At 71.1% G+C, this 19,718-nt stretch carries 17 protein-coding genes; 10 read left to right on the top strand and 7 right to left on the bottom strand.

All coding sequences use genetic code 11. The features are described from left to right. The first annotated feature begins 24 nt into the window (after positions 1 to 24). On the top strand, positions 25 to 1,344 hold the full coding sequence (locus tag VFJ21_15365) for a cytochrome P450 (GenBank protein HET7408501.1): 1,320 nt from the start codon (positions 25 to 27) through the stop codon (positions 1,342 to 1,344). On the opposite strand, the gene VFJ21_15370 is transcribed toward VFJ21_15365, so the two are convergent. Next, positions 1,326 to 2,972 carry an MFS transporter gene (locus VFJ21_15370; protein ID HET7408502.1) on the bottom strand — a complete coding sequence of 549 codons (1,647 nt, stop codon included), beginning with the start codon at positions 2,970 to 2,972 and terminating at the stop codon, positions 1,326 to 1,328. The genes VFJ21_15365 and VFJ21_15370 overlap by 19 nt on opposite strands. A 96-nt stretch (positions 2,973 to 3,068) precedes the next feature. Between VFJ21_15370 and VFJ21_15375 the strand changes: the two genes are divergently transcribed. After that, entirely contained in the window at positions 3,069 to 4,346 is a 1,278-nt protein-coding gene (locus tag VFJ21_15375; protein ID HET7408503.1) for a DMT family transporter, read from the top strand. Positions 4,347 to 4,353: 7 nt separating this feature from the next. On the opposite strand, the gene VFJ21_15380 is transcribed toward VFJ21_15375, so the two are convergent. The 3 genes from VFJ21_15380 to VFJ21_15390 all read right to left on the bottom strand — a co-directional run bounded on the left by VFJ21_15380 (position 4,354) and on the right by VFJ21_15390 (position 6,163). Continuing rightward, positions 4,354 to 5,016, bottom strand: a complete 663-nt coding sequence (locus tag VFJ21_15380; protein HET7408504.1) for a nitroreductase family protein — start codon at positions 5,014 to 5,016, stop codon at positions 4,354 to 4,356. 26 nt (positions 5,017 to 5,042) lie between these two features. Then, positions 5,043 to 5,489: a prepilin-type N-terminal cleavage/methylation domain-containing protein gene (locus tag VFJ21_15385; protein HET7408505.1), complete on the bottom strand. Its 447-nt coding sequence runs from the start codon at positions 5,487 to 5,489 to the stop codon at positions 5,043 to 5,045. 68 nt (positions 5,490 to 5,557) lie between these two features. Then, the gene (locus VFJ21_15390) at positions 5,558 to 6,163 is read right to left on the bottom strand and encodes a helix-turn-helix domain-containing protein (GenBank protein ID HET7408506.1); all 606 of its coding nucleotides are present in this window, start codon (positions 6,161 to 6,163) and stop codon (positions 5,558 to 5,560) included. Between the two features lie 67 nt (positions 6,164 to 6,230). Between VFJ21_15390 and VFJ21_15395 the strand changes: the two genes are divergently transcribed. Genes VFJ21_15395 through VFJ21_15415 form a run of 5 tightly spaced genes read left to right on the top strand, consistent with a single transcriptional unit; the run spans position 6,231 to position 14,604 of the window. After that, a complete protein-coding gene (locus VFJ21_15395; GenBank protein HET7408507.1) occupies positions 6,231 to 8,048 on the top strand; it encodes a hypothetical protein in 1,818 nt (605 codons plus the stop codon). Positions 8,049 to 8,069: 21 nt separating this feature from the next. After that, positions 8,070 to 8,252 (top strand): hypothetical protein, encoded by a 183-nt coding sequence (locus VFJ21_15400; GenBank protein HET7408508.1) that lies wholly within the window; start codon positions 8,070 to 8,072, stop codon positions 8,250 to 8,252. Further along, positions 8,242 to 10,509 (top strand): ABC transporter permease, encoded by a 2,268-nt coding sequence (locus VFJ21_15405; protein ID HET7408509.1) that lies wholly within the window; start codon positions 8,242 to 8,244, stop codon positions 10,507 to 10,509. Before VFJ21_15400 ends, VFJ21_15405 begins: the two co-directional genes overlap by 11 nt. Next, entirely contained in the window at positions 10,506 to 13,577 is a 3,072-nt protein-coding gene (locus VFJ21_15410; GenBank protein HET7408510.1) for an MFS transporter, read from the top strand. Before VFJ21_15405 ends, VFJ21_15410 begins: the two co-directional genes overlap by 4 nt. A 10-nt stretch (positions 13,578 to 13,587) precedes the next feature. Beyond that, complete coding sequence (locus tag VFJ21_15415) at positions 13,588 to 14,604, top strand: hypothetical protein (GenBank protein HET7408511.1); 1,017 nt, start codon at positions 13,588 to 13,590, stop codon at positions 14,602 to 14,604. Positions 14,605 to 14,645: 41 nt separating this feature from the next. Here the strand turns inward: VFJ21_15415 and VFJ21_15420 are convergent, their stop codons facing one another. After that, a complete protein-coding gene (locus VFJ21_15420; protein ID HET7408512.1) occupies positions 14,646 to 15,458 on the bottom strand; it encodes a maleylpyruvate isomerase family mycothiol-dependent enzyme in 813 nt (270 codons plus the stop codon). A 4-nt stretch (positions 15,459 to 15,462) separates the two neighbouring features. Beyond that, entirely contained in the window at positions 15,463 to 16,140 is a 678-nt protein-coding gene (locus tag VFJ21_15425; protein HET7408513.1) for a hypothetical protein, read from the bottom strand. A gap of 165 nt (positions 16,141 to 16,305) precedes the next feature. On the opposite strand from VFJ21_15425, the gene VFJ21_15430 reads away from it, so the two are divergent. Together VFJ21_15430 and VFJ21_15435 are read left to right on the top strand one after the other, a co-directional pair. Then, positions 16,306 to 17,154 carry a MaoC/PaaZ C-terminal domain-containing protein gene (locus tag VFJ21_15430; protein HET7408514.1) on the top strand — a complete coding sequence of 283 codons (849 nt, stop codon included), beginning with the start codon at positions 16,306 to 16,308 and terminating at the stop codon, positions 17,152 to 17,154. Next, positions 17,151 to 18,611, top strand: a complete 1,461-nt coding sequence (locus tag VFJ21_15435) for an amidase family protein (GenBank protein ID HET7408515.1) — start codon at positions 17,151 to 17,153, stop codon at positions 18,609 to 18,611. The genes VFJ21_15430 and VFJ21_15435 overlap by 4 nt, the downstream gene beginning before the upstream one ends. 48 nt (positions 18,612 to 18,659) lie before the next feature. Here VFJ21_15435 and VFJ21_15440 read toward each other — a convergent pair whose 3' ends face one another. Continuing rightward, positions 18,660 to 18,791: a hypothetical protein gene (locus VFJ21_15440; GenBank protein HET7408516.1), complete on the bottom strand. Its 132-nt coding sequence runs from the start codon at positions 18,789 to 18,791 to the stop codon at positions 18,660 to 18,662. Positions 18,792 to 18,864: 73 nt separating this feature from the next. Between VFJ21_15440 and VFJ21_15445 the strand changes: the two genes are divergently transcribed. Further along, positions 18,865 to 19,710 (top strand): hypothetical protein, encoded by an 846-nt coding sequence (locus VFJ21_15445; GenBank protein ID HET7408517.1) that lies wholly within the window; start codon positions 18,865 to 18,867, stop codon positions 19,708 to 19,710. The last annotated feature ends 8 nt before the right edge of the window (positions 19,711 to 19,718 follow it).

Consider the following 19,718-nt stretch of genomic DNA (forward strand, 5'->3'; position numbering starts at 1 on the left):
TTACGGGGAACATCGGGAGACGACATGTCGCTTGCCGAGGGTGCGCGCTGGGCGCTCATGCACGGGTCCGCGCGGGCGCTGATGCGGCGGGCCCGGCGCAAGGGCGACCTGGTGCCGGCGCTGATGCTCGAGGGCGGCAGCGACGACCCCTACCCGATCTACGACGAGGTGCGCCGCCGCGGCAAGGTCGTACCCGGGACGTTCGCCTGGGCGACCGGCCACCACGACGTCGTCACCGAGGTGCTGCGCGACAACCGGTTCAGCGTCCGGTTCGACGGTGACGACACCCCGTGGTACATCCGGGCCGCGATCGCGGTCTCGCACGAGAAGGGCCTGTTCAACCCGGTCGAACCGCCGTCGATGCTCGCCGTCGACCCGCCGCAGCACACCCGCTACCGCAAGCTCGTGCAGAAGGCCTTCACCGCGCGCGCGGTCGAGCGGTTGCGCGACCGGGTGCACGAGATCACCGAGGAGCTGCTCGACGACCTCGCCCGGCGGCCCTCGGTCGACCTGGCCGCCGACTACGCGGGCATCCTGCCGGTGACGGTCATCGCGGAGATGCTCGGCGTGCCGACGTCGATGCGCGCGCAGTTCCTCGAGTGGGGCAACGAGGCCGCCCTCACCCTCGACATCGGCCTGCCCTACCGCGACTACCAGCGGGCGATGCACGGGCTGCGTGGGCTCAACGGCTGGTTCCGCGAGCACTTCGAGGCCGTTCGTCGCAACCCCAAGGACGACATCATCAGCGCGCTCGCCACGCTCGAGGACGAGGGCGATCGGCTCAACGACGACGAGCTGATGGCGACCGCCCTGCTCCTGCTCGGTGCCGGCTTCGAGACCACCGTCAACCTCATCGGCAACGGCGCCCTGGCCCTCGTGCAGCACCCGGAGCAGCTCGAAGCCCTGCAGGCCGAGCCCGAGCTGTGGCCGAACGCGGTCGAGGAGGTGCTCCGCTTCGACTCCCCCGTGCAGAGCACCGGCCGCCTCGCGACCGAGGACGTGGAGCTGGCCGGCGTCCACGTGCCGCGGCGGACGATCGTCGTGACGCTGCTCGGCGCGGCCAACCGCGATCCCGCGGTCTTCACGGAGCCCGACCGCTTCGACGTACGCCGTGCCAACGCTCGCGAGCACCTGGCGTTCTCCAGCGGCGTCCACTACTGCCTGGGCGCGAACCTGGCTCGGTTAGAGGGCGAGGTCGCGCTGCGCATGCTGTTCGACCGGTTCCCGGACCTGTCGCTCGCCGGGCAGCCGCACCGCCGTGACACCCGTACGCTGTGGGGCTACGACGCGATGCCGGTGGCGCTGCACGGCAGCAGCCGGCCGGTTCAGCCGGTCGGTGCGTAGCCGTCGGCCTCGTCGACGTCGTCCGGCAACTCCTCCAGGTCGGCGGGTTCGCGGCCCACGCAGAACCACGCGATGACCGCCGCGGCGAGCACCAGCGCACCCGACAGCAGCAGGGCGATGTCGAGCCCGGAGTAGAACGCGCTGTACGCCGCGTCGATCACCTGCTGGACGAGACCGGCGTGTCCCGCGGCTGCGGGGTTGGCCGACGCCGCAGCCGCGCCGCCGGAGCCGCCGCTCGGCAGCCCGCCGTGCTCGACGGCGTCGATGACGATCGCCTGGAAGCTGGCCGGGATGCCCAGCACCTGCAGGCGGTGGGTCAGGTCGGCGGTGAGCTGGGAGTTGACGACCGCGCCCAGCACGGCAACGCCGAACACCGCGCCGAGCTCGCGACTGGTGTTGGTGGCCGAGGCCGCCATCCCCGACCGGCGGGCCGGGACCACGGTCAGGACCGACGAGGTCACCGGGACCACGGCGAGCCCGAAGCCGAGGCCCACGAGCACGAGCGATCCGGCGAGCGGCAGGTAGCCGACGTGCGGACCGAGCACCGCGCCGGTCAGCAGGATGCCGGCGCCCGCGCAGAGGCAGCCGAGCGTCATCGGCAGGCGCGGCCCGATGCGCGCGACCCAGGGGCCCGCGCCGGCGGAGGCGAGGATCATCACGGCGGTCATCGGCAGGAACTGCTCGGCGGTGCGGTAGCCGCCGAAGCCGGCGATGACCTGCAGGTAGAGCGCGACGAAGAAGAAGATGGCGAACACGCCGAAGTAGGTCGCGAACGCCACCGTGTTGGCGCCGCTGAACGTCGGATTGCGGAAGAAGCGCAGGTCCAGCACGGGGCTCTCGCTGCGGCGCTCCGTGCGCACGAACAGCGCACCGGCGAGCACGGCGAACGCGAACAGCGCGAGGATCCACCACGTCGTGTAACCGCGCTGCTCACCGTCGATCACCGCGAAGATCGCCGCCGCCAGCGCCACGGCGCCGAGCAGGAACCCTCGCAGGTCCAGCCGCCCGGGACGGGGGTCGGCGTGCTCGGGCAGCGTGACGACCGCCGCCACGACGGCCAGCGCCCCGAACGCCAGGTTGAACCAGAAGATCTCCCGCCAGCCCGCGAGCCCGACCAGGGCCCCGCCGACCACCGGGCCGAGCGCCAGCGCGAGGGCGGCGACCGCCGCCCAGGCACCCAGCGCGCGGGCGCGGGCCCGCCGCTCCGGGTAGACGTGCCGGATCACCGACAGGGTGCCGGGCTCGGACGCCGCTGCCCCCACTCCCATGACGACACGGCCCGCGATGAGCATCGTGCTGCTCGTGGCGAGCGCGCAGACGACCGAGCCGGCGCAGAAGACCAGCACCCCGCCGAGCATCACGCGCTTGCGGCCGTACTGGTCGCCGAGCCGCCCACCGGCGAGCATCAGACTGGCGAAAGTCAGCGCGTAGCCGTTGACGACCCACTGCAGGCTGGTGACGCCCGCATGCAGGCTCGACTGGATGTCGGCGAGGGCGACGCTGACGACCGTGTTGTCGAGGAACGTCAGGAAGAGGATCGTGCAGAGGGTGACCAGAGCCCAGTGACCGCCGCCGCGCGGGGCAGGGGTGGCGGACGCCGCCGGTGTCCGCACTGTCACGGAAGGCACGCAGAAGTCGTGCTCGCTGCTGTCGAAGGCAAACGCTGCACCAACGATCTCGGCAGGCCCCGGGCCGGCCGCCACGGATGTGGGTAGGGCGCCTTCGTGTGGGTCTACGTGCTGTCGATCCTGGCCGCGCTGTGCTTCGGCGCCGGCTCGGTCGTGCAGCAGCGCGCGGCCTCCGAAGCGCCACCGGAGGACGTGCTGTCGTGGCGGTTGCTGCTGTGGCTGGTGCACCGCCCGCTGTGGCTGGCCGGCGTCGCCTTCGCCCTGGTCGGCAACCTCTTCGCCGCCAACGCGCTCGGTCGCGGCAGCATCGCGCTGGTCGAGCCCTTGTTCGTCGTACGCCTGCTCTTCGCACTCCCCCTGGCGGCGGCATGGATGCGCCGCTCGGTCCCGCGCCGCGACTGGGCCGGCGCGCTGGCGACGTCGCTGGGTCTGGCGATGTTCGTCGTCGCCGGCAACCCGCACCAGGGCACCCCCGACACGGCGTCCAACACGAGCTGGATCATCATGGGCGGCGCGCTGATCGGGCTTGCACTCGTGCTGATGGTGGTCGCCCGTCGGCTCGACCCGGTGCGAGCTGCTGTCCTGCTGGCCGCAGGCGCGGGGCTGACGTTCGGCCTGCAGGCCGCGTTGACCGGCAGCGCCATGCACATCCTCAAGTCCGACGGGCTGACCGGGATGCTGACGTCTTGGCATCCCTACGCCGTCGCCGCGGTCGCGTTGTTCGGCACCCTGCTCATCCAGAGCGCCTACGAGAGTGCGCCCCTGCCCGCGTCCTTTCCGGCGCTCGTGACCGTCGAGCCTCTCGTGGGCATCGCCCTCGGCGTCGGCGTGCTCGGCGGGTCGATCCGGTTCGCTCCACTGCCCTTCGCGATCGAGATCGCGGGGATCGCGGTCATGGTCGGGGGCATCTACCTGCTGGCGAGCTCGCCGCTGGTGACCGGACAGCTCGACCGGCTCGAGCGCCGGCACGAGGAGGGGCTCGCCTACCGCACCGAGGAGGAGCTCGAGCGCGACCTGCTGCAGCTCAACCTCGACCTCGACCGGTTCGAGCAGCACCTCGGCGAGCCCGCGTTGCTGCGCAAGGACCGCAAGCAGATCGGGCACGACCTCGCGCGCATCGAGACCGAGGTCGAGCGGCTGTGCGCGCTGCAGGACGACATCCGCCGGCACCGCGCCGCCGAACGCGAGCACATGGAGTCACGTACGGCGGCGGAGCGTCGGCACTTCTACGAGGAGCACGACCCCCTGCTCGACCTACGCGAGCAGGAGATCGACCAGCGCGCGCAACGGCTCCACGGCCGGGCCGAACGGCTGCGCGAGCGGGCCCGTGAGCTCACCGCGGAGGCGGTGGAGGCGAGCAAGTCGTCGCCCTAGGACCTGCTCAGGACGGCTGCCAGAGCGGCTTGGGCACCTCGAAGCCGAGCGGGTCGCCCCACCCGTTGCGGAAGGCGACCTCGTGCACCGGCACCCGCTCGGCGACCCCCCACCGGCCGGTCGGGTAGCCGAACGACACGCAGCACGCCATCCGCCAGCCGTCGTCGCGCGGTACGCCGAGGATCTCGAGCACCTCGTCGTGGTGGAAGAAGCTGAGCACGGTCGTCAGCGCCGTGCCGACGCCCTCCGCGCGGGCGGCCAGCATCGCGCTCCAGATCGCTGGGTAGATCGACCCGCCGCTCGGGTCGAACCGGCTGAAGGCGAACAGGAAGAGCGGCGTCTCCTCGAAGTGGTCCGCGAGGTGCTGCGCCGACCGCTGCACCTGCAGCATCTGCTTCGACTCCGGCGTCTCCGGCGACTTCTGCGCTGCCGCGATGCGGTCGGCGTAGACCGTCACCCACAGCTGGCCGATGGAGTGCCGATAGAGCTCGCCGACCTTCGCCTTGCGGTCGGGGTCGTCAAGCAGCAGGAAACGCCAGTCCTGGCTGTTGCCACCGCTCGGCGCCCGGATCGCGGCGTCGAGGATGCGCGCCTGCACCTCGTGCGGCACCGGGTCGGGCTTCACCCGGCGGTGCGCGCGGGTCGTGTAGAGCACCTCGTAGACGTCCATCCGCACTCTCTAGCAGATGGAAACGATCACGTCGGGCAGCGGTCTCCCTTCGGGCGCATGCCGCCGGTGCCCTTGTTGTAGGAGAACCACGCGCCGGAGTGTGACTGCACCTCGACGCAGAAGGCCTTGTCGGTGTCCGTCGTGACCGCGCTCCCGTCGTCAGAGACGAGCACGAGGCTCGCCATGTCGACGTCGGGCGAGTTCCGGTAGTAGACGGTGTCCGCCGCCGGCGGGTCCGGGATGGCGGCGGTGCTGATCTGGGTCGCGTAGTGATCGTGGTCGACGAAGTAGGACTCCTCGGCCAGCGCCACGTTGTAGACGTCGGACCTGGCCTGGCTGTCCATCCCCTTCTCCCGCTGGCGCAGGAAGACGGGAATGGCGATCCCGGCGAGGATGCCGATGATGACCATCGTGACCAGCAGCTCGACCAACGTGAAGCCACGCTCGTCCGCCCCCGCGGTCGTACGCCGCATGACAACCTCCCCGTGACGTTCACGGGGTTGTCGGCTGGTTTCGCCGGATCCTGCATGGTCCCTTCGGATCAGGTCGCGAGTGACCCCACCACGCGGTGGATCAGCGCGTCCCACTCCTCGGCGGGGGGCATCGACGTGTCCATGCTCTCCAGCAGGTAGAGCCCGAAGGCGAGAGCCTGCGCGAAGCGCACAACCGCGTCGACCGAGACGTCGGCGACGATCGAGCCTTCGGCCTTGGCCCGCTCCACCGTGGTCGCGAGTCGGCCCGCGCCCTGGTCGAGGTTGCGCCGCATGGCCTGGGCGACCTCCGGGTCGCGGCGGGCGGCTGCGAAGGCCTCGATCAACAGCCTGCGGTCAGGCCCGTGCACGGCCGGCCGGGCGATGCGGCGACCGAGGAACTCCAGGATGTCGCGGTGCGAGGCGCCGGCGCGACGCTCCGCCGCGATCTGCTCGACCAGCTCCGCAGACCCCGAGGCCACGACCTCCTGCAGGAGCTCGCTCTTGCCCCGGAAGTTGGCGTAGATCGCGCCGGTGGTCAGGCCGGCCCGGCGCGCCACCTCGCCGACCCTGGTGCCCTCGTAGCCCTGCTCCCGGAAGACGTCCGCCGCCGCCCTGAGCAAGCGCTCCCGGGTCGCGGACTGGCCCGCCTCCGCGGCAGGAACCTTCGTAGACACCCGCGAATAGTAGTCGTTACCTTCGCCAGCGCCGTGACAGACGTCACATCGCGGACAAGGAGCGCGAATGGCTGCCTCACCTAGCGAGCTGGGCCACCGCTACACGCCCCTGCTGCTGATCGCGCTCGTCGAGATCCTCCTGGTCGCGCTTGCTCCGTCGGGCTCCAACACCGTGTCCCAGGTCGCCGGTCCGGGGGGCACCCAGAGCTCCAGCATCGGTTCCGGCGCCACGGGCGGCGGGGGCCAGAGCCTCGGCCTCGGGTCGACCGGCAGCGGCTCGAGCGGTACGGGCGGCACGACCGGGTCCGGCGCCGCCACCCCGACCGGCGGCACCGGTGGCACCGGTGCGGCGGGCGGCACGGGCGGCGCGGGTGGCACCGGAGCCGGCGGCGGCAAGCTCAACCAGTTCGGCTACGCCAGCTCCGACTTGAGCAAGTGCGACAAGGCCGGACTGCAGATCATGCCGACGGCCTACGCCCCGCCGTGCAAGCCGGTCTGGCACGGGGGTGACAACGGCGGCGCCACGATGACCGGGGTCACCGACAAGGAGATCCGCTTCGTCTACTACCGCGCGCAGGGCAACGCCCAGGTCAACGCGCTGCTCGCGCAGAAGAACCTTGCGGCGACCGACGACCAGTTCTGCACGCAGATGCAGGCGTTCACGGCCTACGTCAACAAGCGCTTCGAGCTCTACGGCCGCAAGTTCGTGAGCCTCGACGGCCCGGGAAACCACTCGGGCAAGGCGCTGGGCAGCAACTGCCACTACCCCTACTTCCAAGGCCAGTGCTCGCTGACGCCGCCCGATGCGCCCTGTGAGAAGGCGGAGGCGGACCTCATCGCCAAGCAGCTGAAGCCGGCCTTCGTCATCGTGCCGACCGCCGACCCGTCGTTCTCCTACGAGCTCGCGCGCAACCACATCCTGGTCGACGGCGGCTTCAACGCGCCGGAGGCCTACCACGACCAGCTGGCGCCGTACTTCTACGAGGTGTCGATGAACGGCACCCAGCTCGCCGACCTCAACTCCGAGTACTACTGCAAGAAGCTGGCCGGCAAGCCCGTGCAGTTCGCCGGACTCGACGTGATGGGCGCTCCGGGCACGAAGGCGCCGACGCGCAAGCTCGGCATCGTCTTCCCGGAGAACAACGGCGACGTCACGACGAAGCTGTCGGTCGACCGGTTCGCCCAGGCAGTGGAGAAGTGTGGCGGCGGCAAGGTGGTCGAGTTCAGCTACGCCAGCGACATCAACACCGCCCAGCAGCAGGCCAGCACGACGGTCGCCGCGTTGAAGAAGGCCGGCGTCACGACCATGGCCTGCTGGTGCGACCCGATCGCACCGGTGTTCCTCAGCAACGCGGCGGACTCCAACCAGTACCACCCCGAAGTCTTCATCATCGGGGCGGCGCTCATCGACTACGACGCGCTCGCCCAGCTCTACAACCCCAACGTCTGGCGCTACGCGTTCGGCGTCTCGCTGCTCGGCCAGACGATCCCGTTCTCCGACACCAACGCGGTCAAGGCCTGGCACGACGTCGGCAACTCCGGCGAGCCCGACAAGACCGCGAACCTGTCCTGGACCTTCATCCAGATCATGGCCGACATGTTCGAGAACGCCGGTCCCAGGCCGACGCCCGACAGCATCCACACCGGCTCGGTCAACGCGCCACCGATGGGTGGCGACCCGGTCAACTTCCGGGTCTCCTACAAGGCGCCGTACGCGTGGAGCTCGCAGGACGACGTGCGCGCGGTGTGGTACTGCCCCACGCAGAACTCGTCGCTGAACAACAACCCCGGCACCTACGTCCCCGTCGACAACGGCCGGCGCTACCAGACCGGCCAGTTCACCGACCAGGTCAAGGTGTTCCCCAGCGGCCCCTGCCCGGGCTGACGGAAGGATCGACGACCCGCCATGGCAGTCAAGCCCGAGGTCATCGGCCGCCGCTACGCGCCGCTCGCCCTGCTGGTCGCGGTGCAGATCGCCCTGGTCTACATCGCACCGTCGACCCCGCCCGCCACCTGCGCGAGCACGCCGGGCGGAGCCGGCGCCACGCAGAGCGGCGTCGCGGTGCCCGGGGGCTCCTGTGCTCCCTGACGCATCCGCGCTGCGCGAGCGCGCGCTCAGCCCCATGCAGCACCCGTGGGTGCAGCAGGTCTGGGGCAGCCGGCTGGGCGGACCGGTGCTCAAGGTGGTCCTGGCCTACGCCGCGCTGTTCGGGATCCTGCGGCTCTCGATGCACAGCAACCCGGTGCCCGCCGGCGTGCTCGTCTTCGGTGCGCTCATCGGGCTGCTCTACGGGATGGTGGCCCTGGGGCTCATCCTCATCTACCGGGCCAACCGCATCATCAACTTCGCCCAGGCCGAGATGGGTGCCGTCGCAGCCGTGCTCGCCGTGCTGCTCATCAAGGTGCAGCACGTGCCCTACCTGGTTGCGTTCGCCATCGCGATGGTCGCTGCGATCGCCTCGGGCTGGCTGGTCGAGTTGCTGATCGTCCGCCGCTTCGCGACCGCGCCGCGCCTGGTGCTATCGGTCGCCACCATCGGCGTCTCGCTGATCTTCGCGGTGCTGCAGTTCTACATGCCGAAGTGGATCGGCGGTAACTTCCTCGTCAACCCGACGCCGCCGAAGACGCCCTTCTCCGGGCTGTCGTTCAAGATCGACCCACTGGTCTTCGACGCCAACTCCATCGTCATCGTGTTCGCGGCCGCCGCCGTCGTCATCGGCCTGACGCTGTTCTTCCGCTACACCGACGTCGGCATCGCGGTCCGCGCCGCAGCAGAGAACGCCGACCGCGCCAAGCTGCTCGGGATCTCGACCAACCGGCTCTCGTCGTACGTCTGGATGCTGGCCACCGCGCTGTCGGCCCTCGGCGTCTTCCTGCGCATCCCGGTCATCGGCCTGCCGATCGGCGCCGACATCGGCCCCTACGTGCTGCTCTACGCCCTGGCCGCGGCCGTCATCGCGCGGATGGAGTCGTTCTCGATCGCCATCTTCGCCGGCATCGCGATCGGCGTGCTCGAGCAGTCGCTCTACTACTTCAGCCACGACCAGTCGATCGCCAGCGCGCTGATGCTGCCGATCCTGCTCGCCGCGATGCTGCTGCAGCGGCGGAAGCTGTCGCGAGGGCAGGACTCCGGATTCGCGTCGTGGTCGCTGTCGACGATGTTCCGGCCCGTGCCGCCGGAGCTGCGCAACCTCGCCGAGGTGCAGTGGGCGCGCCTCGGGATGGGTCTGCTGGCCATGGCGCTGCTCGCCGTGCTGCCCTTCGTCGCGGGACTGGAGCAGCAGATCCTCGCCTCGGTCGTCGTCATCTACGGCATGGTCGCCGTGTCGCTGGTGATCCTCACCGGCTGGGCCGGGCAGATCAGCCTCGGGCAGTGGGGCTTCGCCGGCGTGGGCGCGCTCATGACCAGCGCGGTCGGCCTGCACCTGCACGGCGACTTCTTCGTCACGATGGTCGTGTCCGGCCTCGCCGGCGCGGTCGTGTCGGTGCTCATCGGACTGCCGGCGCTGCGCATCCAGGGCCTCTACCTCGCGGTGACCACGCTGGCCTTCGGCATCGCGGTGCAGGTCTACCTGCTCTCTCCCAACTACTTCCCCTCGCTGCTCCCGCAGGGTGTGCAGCAGATCGAGCGGCCGCTGCTGTTCGGGCACTACTCCATCGACGATCCGAAGAACTTCTACTTCCTCGCCCTCGGCGTGCTGGCCCTCGCGCTGCTCTCGGCGCGGGCGCTGCGCAACAGCCGCGCCGGCCGGGTGATGATCGCGGCGCGCGACAACGAGCGGGGCGCGCAGAGCTATGGGATCTCGGTACCGGCCGCGCGGCTGTCGGCGTTCGCCATCTCCGGCTTCTGGGCCGCGGTCGCGGGGTCGCTGTTCGCCTACCACGAGCAGACGGTGCAGACCGCGGCGTTCGACCCGACGATCAGCCTGCTGCTGCTCAGCATCGTCGTCATCGGCGGCGTCACCTCGCTGCCCGGCGCGATCCTCGGCACGCTGTTCATCGGCGGGCTGAAGTACGGGGGCCTGTCGGCGCAGGCCCAGGTGCTGACCAGTGGCTTGGGCGTGCTGTTCCTGCTGTACGTCGTGCCCGGTGGTCTCGCCCAGTGGTTCTACGGCGCCCGCGACGCGATGCTGCGCGCGCTCGCCCAGCACCGGGGCATCCTCGTGCCCAGCCTGGTGGCGGACGCGCGCGACGACCCGTCGGGCGCAGCCGCCGAAGACGACGCGCTGCTCACGGCGACGGCCGCGGTCGAGCTGGCCCACGCCACGCCACGAGAGCCACCACCCGGGGTCGACCTGTCCGCGGACACCCCCGCAGAGCCGAGCCCCGCGGGGAGGACGGCATGACCACCGTCGGGCACGCGCCCGCGGCCGCGACCGCGCAGCCCGAGCCGAGTGGCCGCAACCGGGCGCCGATGGCGATGTTCGCGCTCGCCATCCTCACCGCGATCTTCTTCTTCGACGAGTTCGACACCGCCGCCTTCGGCGTGCTCGCGCCGAACATCGAGAAGGCGTTCGGGCTCACCGACAAGCAGTTCGGCCTCATCGTCATCGGCAACGTCTCGATCGTGCTGGCGCTGTCGATCCCGATCAGCCACTTCGCCGACCGGCTGCCGCGCTCCAAGCTGGTCGTGCTGTGCGGGCTGATCGCGGGGATCTTCTCGTTCTTCACCGGCGTGGTCGGCTCGGTGCTGTTCCTCGTGCTGGTGCGGCTGGGCAACGGCATCGGCGTGGTCGCGAACAACCCGATCCACAACTCGTTGCTCGCCGACTACTTCCCGGCCGAGGAGAGACCACGGTCCTACGCGGTCCACCAGAATGCGCTGTTCCTCGGCGCGATCGTGGGCCCGGCCTTCGCCGGTGGCCTGGCGTCGCTGTTCGACTGGCGCGCGGCGTTCATCGCGCTGATCTTCCCGACGGTGGGCGCGGCGATCCTCGCGCTGCGCCTGAAGGAGCCGCAGCGCGGCGGCACCGACGACCCCGACGCCGCGGCCGAGGCGCAGGCCGAGGAGCCGGTGAAGTTCTCCGAGGCGATGCGCACGCTGCTCGCGGTCCCGACGCTCTACCGGCAGTACATCGCCAACCTGTTTATCGGCGCCGGGGTCATCCCGCTGTCCTTCGTGCTGCCGCTCTACCTGCAACGGGTCTACGGCGTCGAACCGCTCGGCCGGGGCATCATCGGCGCCGGCAACGCCGCGGCGCAGTTCGCCGGCGTCATCGTCGCCGGCATCCTCACCCGGCGCTGGCTGGCCAAGGACAGCGGCGAGCCGCTGAAGTACGCCGGCTACGCGCTCGGCCTCGTCGGCCTCGGCCTGCTCGGCGTCGCCCTGGCGCCCACGCTGCCGGTGTCGATCGTCGTCGGACTGGTCACGAGCTTCTTCGGCGGTGCGTTCTACCCGCCCTTCTACACCGTGCAGTCGATGGTCTCCCCCGCCCGCGTGCGCACGCTGTCGTTCGGCTTCGGGTCGCTGTTCCTGGTGGCCGGCGTGGTGCTGATCTGGGTCATCGGCGTCGGCACCTTCTGGCCCGCGGCCAACCTGTCCGCGAAGGGCAACCACCAGGACTACCGGCTGGCGCTCGGCGCGCTGCTGCCCTGGTGGCTGATCGGCGGCGCGACGCTGGCGTCCGCGAAGCGGTTCGTCGCCCGCGACGCCGACCGCGCGCTGCGCACGCTGGCGACCACGGTCGAGATGCGACGCCGGCGCCGCGAGGCCGGGGCGCAGGCCCTGCTGCTGGTCAGCAAGCTCGACGTCGCCTACGACAAGGTGCAGGTGCTGTTCAACGTCGACCTGGAGATCGACGAGGGCGAGATCGTCGCGCTGCTCGGCACCAACGGTGCCGGCAAGTCGACCCTGCTCAAGGCGATCTCCGGGCTGGTCGACCCGGCGGGCGGCGCGATCTTCTTCGAGGGGCGCGACGTCACGCACCTCGACCCGATGACGTCGACCGAGCTGGGCATCGTGCAGATGCCCGGCGGTCGCAGCGTCTTCCCGACGTTGACCGTCAACGAGTGCCTGCGGCTGGCCGGCTGGCTCTACCGCAAGAACGACGCGGAGCACGTCAAGGCCGCCACCGTCCGCGCCCGCGAGCTGTTCCCGATCCTCGAGTCCCGCGGCGACCAGCTCGCCGGCAACCTGTCCGGCGGCGAGCAGCAGATGCTCGGCCTGGCGATGGCGCTGATCTCCAAGCCGCGCCTGCTGATGATCGACGAGCTCAGCCTCGGCCTGGCGCCCACGATCGTCGGCCAGCTGGTCGACGTCGTGCGCGAGATCCACGAGCAAGGGACGACGATCGTCATCGTCGAGCAGTCGGTCAACGTCGCACTCACGCTGGCCCAGCGGGCGGTCTTCATGGAGAAGGGCGAGGTGCGCTTCTCCGGGCCGACGGCCGACCTGCTGGCCCGCGACGACATCCTGCGCTCGGTGTTCCTCGAAGGCGCCGCGAAGGCCGGCATCGCGCCCGAGGCGTCCATCCCTGCCCCCACCCCGCCGAGGGGCTCCAACGGGGTCACCGCCGCGCGCGCCGAGCAGCGCCGGCCGCCGATCCCCGCCGACGCCCCCGTGCTGCTCAGCCTCGATGACGTCGTCGTGCGCTTCGGCGGCGTACAGGCGGTCGACCACGCCAGCTTCCAGCTGCGCGAGGGAGAGGTGCTCGGCCTGATCGGGCCCAACGGCGCGGGCAAGACGACGATCTTCGACACGATCTCGGGATTCGTGCGGCCGCAGCACGGCTGGATCCGGTTCCAGGACCAGGACATCACGCCGTGGTCGCCGGACCGGCGGGCGCTGGCCGGACTCGGCCGGTCGTTCCAGGACGCGCGCCTGTTCCCGTCGATGACCGTGGTCGAGAACATCGCCACCGCCTTCGAACGGCACATCGCCGTGCGCGACCCGGTCGCGGCGGCCCTCGGGCTGCCCGCGGTCGCCGACAGCGAGAGCGACGTGGCCTGGCAGGTCAACGACCTGGTGGAGGTGCTCGGCCTCGACGCGTTCCGCAACAAGTACGTGTCGGAGCTGTCGACCGGCAGCAGGCGCATCGTCGACATCGCGATGTCGATCGCGCACAAGCCGTCGGTCCTGATCCTCGACGAGCCGAGCTCCGGCATCGCCCAGCGCGAGACCGAGGCCCTCGGCCCGCTGCTGCTCCGGATCAAGGAGCAGCTGGGCTGCGCCCTACTCGTCATCGAGCACGACATGCCGCTGATCACGAGCATCTCCGACACGATGATCGCGTTGGAGCTCGGCGCCGTGATCGCCACCGGCACCCCGCAGGAGGTCGTGCGGCACCCGCGCGTGGTCGCGTCGTACCTCGGCACCAACGAGGCGGCGATCAACCGGTCGGGCGACACCGCAGCGGCGGCACCGCCCCGAGCGCGGCGACCCCGTGCGTCCACGGCCACGAAAGACCGGCCCTGAGGAGGCGGGGATGACGACGATGCTGCGCCGTGCCGGCGCCATGGCCGGCGCCACCGCTGCTCTCGCGATGTACCTGCCGGCGCTACCGGCGTTCGCGGTGTCCGGCGTGACCGCGGCGTACTGGTGGCAGGGCAACGCCACCGGCGCCGCGCCGCAGGTGCCGGCCGGCGGGCTCTACGTGTCGGCCAGCCCGGCCGGCGCCCAGGCCGTGTCCACGCTGCGCTTCACCCTGGCCGACGGCGAGAGCGCGCCGGTGGTGACCCTGCAGGTCGCCCAGCTCGAGTCGGCCGGCGCGGCCGCGGCCACCGGCCTCAACGCGACCCCGATCCTGGCCTGCCCGACGAAGGGCTCGTGGCAGGAGCCCGCCGGCGGGCACGGCGACCTCTCGTCGGCGCCGGCGGCGGACTGCAGCCACGGCAGCGTCAGCGGGGTGCTGTCGGCGGACCAGAAGACGATGAAGTTCGACCTGTCGCTGCTCGATCTCGGCAACACGGTCGACATCGAGATGCTGCCGGGGCAGGTCAACCCGCCGGCAAGCGGCACGGTGCCGGGGGCGCCGTCGCAGGTCTATCCGGCGTTCGACGCCGCATTCGCCAAGGTGACCGAGAGCCAGATCGACGTGACGCAGGGAGCCACCGGCGGCACCCCCGTCGGCGGTGACACCGGTGGCGCGGTCGCTCCCGCGCCGGCGAGCGGTGACGGGGTGCCCAGCATGCCGAGCGCAGCCTTCACGCCACCGCTGGCGTCCTCGCCCGGGCTCGATCAGTCTCCGGTCGTGGCCCCCGCGACGGCCACAGACGGCGGATCGACGGGCGTCGCGCCCCAGGTGGCCGGCGGCAGCCAGGCGCTGCGGCCGGTCGCCGTGCAGACCACGCGGTGGGATCGCGGCCGGATCATCCTGATCCTGCTGGTGGCGAACATCGGCATCTACATCTGGTGGGACGGCAACCGGCGAGCGACCGAGGGCGGCCGGCCGCGCCGCAACCTGTTCGACCCGCCTCCGCCGCGCGAACCCGAAGCAACCTGATCGGGCCGCTCGGCGTCGACGTCGCTGCTGAGCGTTCCGGCTCAGATCATGAAGTTGATCTGCTGGAGGATTCGCTCGCCGAGTGCACGGTCACCCTCGATGCGTACGGCGCCGGAGTCGATCGCGTCTTGCGGCTCCCATCGCCCGCAACCGAGCCGGGTGAAGGCCTCGACGTCCATGGTGAGCCGCACGGTGGGATCGGCCGGCGACCGGTCGAGCACCGTGGCGCGACCGTCGGCGACGAGGACGGAAAGGGTCGCCGGCGACTCGCCGGTGACGTCGAAGACGACGCTGCTGCCGTCGGGGGCGCCGGCCTTCTTGCCCACGACGAAGGGCATGGCGAGGAAGCAGCGCTGCACGGAGTGCGCGGCGCCCACGCCACCGAGCTCGCCGGGCCGGCCGACCGCGCGGCGGATGTCCTGCTCGTGCACCCACGCGTCGAAGGCACGGATCGCCAGCAGGTCCCGCAGTGTGCCGGGCCCGACCGGGGTCATCGTCTCGGCCGCGAGGTCGTCGGGCGACATTGCTCGCAGCTGGGCCAGCCGCTCGGAGGTGACCGCGCGGAACTCCTCGAGCACCTCGCGCCCGCTGCGCGAGCGCCGGTAGTCGACGATCACCTCGTTGCGCTCACCCATCGGGTTGCGGGCGTGCGGCGCGGGCGCAGCCAGGGAGTGCTCGGGCATCGGCTGACCCATGAAGATCGACTCGGAGCCCACCAGGTGGGATACCTGGTCCTGCACACTCCAACCGGGGCACTCGGTCGGCGCACTCCACTGCTGCTCGTCGAAGTCGTCGCACAGTTCGGAGATCGAGTGCCAGACGGCACCCAGCGTCTCGATGACGGGCTCGCGCATCGGCCTACTCCACGGGGTTCTGGATGGTCTGCCACTTGCGGGCCCGAAGATACGGCTCGAACGCCGCAGCGATGTGCTCGTGGTCGGCCCGGCGCTTCGGCGTACGCATCTCGTACAGGTGCGGGAACTGCAGCCAACCACGTACGACGTCCCACAGCGCAAGCGCATCGTCACCCCGCGGCGCGGGAACGACGACAGGGCCGAAGATCGCCTGTCCCGTAGGGAAGACCAACGTCGGTACGCCGTAGCCGGCGTAGGTCGACACCACGTGGTCGTGGTCACTGCGCACGTCGTCGTGCGTCGTCTCGTCCGCGAGCGCCCGCGCGACGACGTCCGCTGGCAGCCCGGCTTCCGCAGCGACGCGTTCGGCGCCCTCCTGCAGGAAGACCGGCTCGCCCTGCTCGAAGAGCGCCTCGCCGGTCGCCGCGTACCAGCGGTCGAGCAGGGCCGGCTCCTCACGCCGCAGCAGGGCACCCACCCGCATGAGCGACCAGCCGTAGGACCACGGCCGCTCCCAGGGGTGCTTCTTCCCCTCGACCCGGTTGATCTCCTCGAGGCTGAAGAAGCGCCAGCGCACGTCGAGGTCGGTCCGGTCGCGCACATCGCGCATCCAGAGGCTGGTCTGGTAGGCCCACGGGCAGATCGGGTCGAAGAAGAACTCGACCCAGGCCGGTTGCTCCATTCGCGCACTCTAGAATGCGATTCGGTTTGTGACCAGGGCCGTCGCCGGCCACCTCGGGAGCGGCTGCCACCGTGCGTTGTCCATGATGTCCGTCGTGACGCTGCCGGCGCGCTGGCGGCACATCTCGGCAAGGAGACCGACTCCCCGGATCGGAAGGATCACGCCGTGCCACTGGACCACTCCGTCATCGGAATCGAGAGCGACCCGGTCACCAGGTCGTGGACGTCCAAGGACGCGCTGCTCTACGCGCTCGGCGTCGGCGCAGGCCTCGACGCGCCGCTGCAAGAGCTGCCGTTCACGACCGAGAACTCCGACGGCGTCGAGCAGCAGGTGCTGCCGACCTACGCCGTGGTGCTGAATGCCGGCGGGCGCGGTCGCTCGATGGGGCAGTTCGACCCGGCGATGCTGGTGCACGCCGAGCAGGGCCTGACACTGCACCGGCCGCTGTCACCACAAGGCAGCATCGAGGTGACGTCGAAGATCACCGGTATCTACGACAAGGGTTCCGGCGCGCTGGTCGTCAGCGAGACAACCGGCCGCGACACCGCCACCGGCCAGCTCGTCGTGGAGACCCGCTCGGGTGCCTTCATCCGCGGTGAGGGCGGCTTCGGCGGCGACCGTGGTCCCTCGGGCTCGTGGGACAAGCCCGACCGCGCACCGGACCACACGGTGACCTACCAAACCCGGCCGGAGCAGGCGCTGATCTACCGGCTATCCGGTGACCGCAACCCGCTGCACTCCGACCCGAAGTTCGCCGCGCGCGCGGGCTTCGAGCGGCCGATCCTGCACGGCCTGTGCACCTACGGGTTCACCGGCCGGGCGCTGCTGCACACGCTGTGCGCCTCCGATCCCGCGCGCTTCCGGTCGATGGACGCGCGGTTCACCTCACCCGTGCTGCCGGGCGATGCGCTGACGGTGTCGATGTGGGTCGACGGCGACACCGCGACGTTCCGGACGGCGAAGGCCGACGGCACGGTCGTCATCGACCGCGGGCGCTTCACGTTCGCCGCATGAGCGACCTGGCGTGGCTCGACGCCACGGCGCAGGCGGAGCTGGTGCGCTCGGGCCAGGCCTCGCCCAGCGAGCTGGTCGACGCCGCGATCGAGCGGCTGCAACGGCACGATCCGCAGCTCGGTGTGCTCGTCACCGAACGGTTCGACGCGGCCCGGGCGGAGTCCGCTGGCGACCTGCCGGACGGGCCGTTCCGCGGCGTACCGATGCTGTTCAAGGACCTCGGCTGCCTGATGGCGGGTGACCCGATGTGGGCCGGCACGCGGTTCGCCAAGGAGGCCGGCTGGCGCTCACCCGACGACAGCCACCTGTCGCGGTTGTTCCGCGGCGCCGGGCTGGTGCCGCTCGGTCGCAGCAACGTGCCGGAGTTCGGTACGACGGTCACGACCGAACCCGTCGCCAACGGGCCGTGCCGCAACCCGTGGAACACCGCACACTCGACCGGCGGGTCCAGCGGCGGCTCCGCGGCGGCGGTCGCCGCCGGGCTCGTGCCGATCGCGCACGCGACCGACGGCGGCGGCTCGATCCGCGTCCCGGCCAGCGAGTGCGGTGTAGTCGGCCTCAAGCCGTCGCGCGGGCGCGTCAGCAAGGGTCCGCAGACCGGCGAGTCGTGGGCCGGCGCGACGATCGACGGGGTGGTCTCGCGCAGCGTGCGCGACACCGCTGCGGCACTCGACGCGATCAGCCGGCCGATGCCCGGCGACCCCTACTGGGCACCGGCTCTCGACCCGCCGCTGTCCACCTGCGTCGGCCGTGATCCCGGGCGGCTGCGCATCGGTGTGGTCACGGCCTCACCGCTGCCGGACGTGTCGTTCCATCCCGAGATCGCGCAGGCGATGGCCGACGTCGCCCGGTTGCTCGCCGACCTCGGGCACGACGTATCCGAAGGCCATCCCCCCACCCTGACCGAGGCCGAGTTCGGCCTGCACTTCGTCAACACGATCGCGGCCGACATGGCGTGGGCTCTGGACCACGAGTGGCCGCACCGGCTGGGGCGTGAGATCCGTGACGACGAGCTCGAACCCCGCAACGTCGTCTACCGGCACATGGGACGGAACATCACGGCGGCGGCGTACCTGCAGACCCGCGACTGGCTCAACGGCTTCACCCGCCGCACCGCGTCGTGGTGGGAGCCGGCCGACTCCGGCGGGGCCGGGTTCGACGTGCTGGTCACCCCGACGCTGACCGCTCCCCCGCCCGAGCTGGGCTGGCTCGACGCCGGCGGTGACGTGGGCGAGGCCGGCCGGCGGATCACCTCGCTGATGCCGTTCACGCCACCGTTCAACGTCAGCGGCCAACCCGCCGTGTCGTTGCCGCTGCACTGGACGGCCGACGGGTTGCCGGTGGGGATCCAGTTCGTCGCGGCGTACGCCGGCGAACCCCTGCTCGTCACGCTGGCGTCGCAGCTCGAGCGGGCCAAGCCCTGGGCCGACCGCCGACCACCGGTCTCCGCCGGCTGAGATCTTCGCGAGCGCGGGGTCGCGGGAACCGACGGTGCGCGGCCCGCGTCACATCGTCGTGCGAGCCGTCGTCGTGCGAGCCGTCGTCGCGGGAGCCGTCGTCGCGGTGGTCGTCGGTGCCGCGGGGTGCGGCGCGACGACGGTGACCGTGCGCAGCGGGTCGCCGCCGTCCTCCGTCACGGCCGCCGAGTCGCCGTCGCTCGACCCGGGCGCTGCGTCGAACCAGCAGGCCGCGGCACGAGAGGCGTCCCGGTTGCTGTCCCTCGTCCGGCTGCCCGACGGCGCGGGCGAGACGGGCAACCCTCCGAAGGCGCTGGCCCAACCGGTGCTGGGAGTGCCGGCCGCGGAATCGCTGGTCGACAAGTCCGGGTACTGGACGGTGGCGATGCCGTTCGGCCAGGCGTTGGCCTGGATGAAGGCCCACCCGCCGCACGGGCTCGCCCACCAGGGATCGGGGTCCGGCGGCTTCGCCAACGCTCCCCAGTGGAGTGGCGACACCTACAGTGCGCCGGCCTCGGACACCTGGCAAACGGCAGAGCTGGAAGTGGCCGTCGCGCCCGACGGCAAGGACCGCAGCGCAATCCGCGCCGACGGCGTGGTCGTCTGGCTGGACCCGACACCGATGAGAGACGCAGCACAGGGGCAGCGGCTGCACGTCGACGTCGACGGTCCGTGCCCGCCGAGCGTCTTCGAGTTCGTAGGAGTCACCAATTCCGGATCGGAGTTGACGTCACGGCTGCTTCCGGGCGGTCAGCCAACGGCCGGCCTCGTGTGCGAGTACTCCAGCGGACAGGAGAACGACGGACGCGTCGCCGGGCCCTCACAAACGGGCCTGCTGCGCACGCAGCGTGCCCTCGACGCCGATCAGGCCCGCCGCATTTCCTCCGCCGTGAAGCATCTGTCTTTGAGTCACGTCGGCGGCGCGTCCTACGACTGTCCGGCAGGCATGGGCTCAGCGACGATCATCGCCTTCCGCTATCCACGCAGGAATGACATCGACGTGTGGCTGTCGCCGACGGGCTGCACCTGGATCGCCAACGGATACATCGAGACCGGGCTCGGCGACGTTCAAGAGGTGGTCGACAGCACCCACTCGTGACCGGTCAT

This window comes from Mycobacteriales bacterium (assembly GCA_035690485.1).
Taxonomy (GTDB): domain Bacteria; phylum Actinomycetota; class Actinomycetes; order JAFAQI01; family DASSKL01; genus DASSKL01.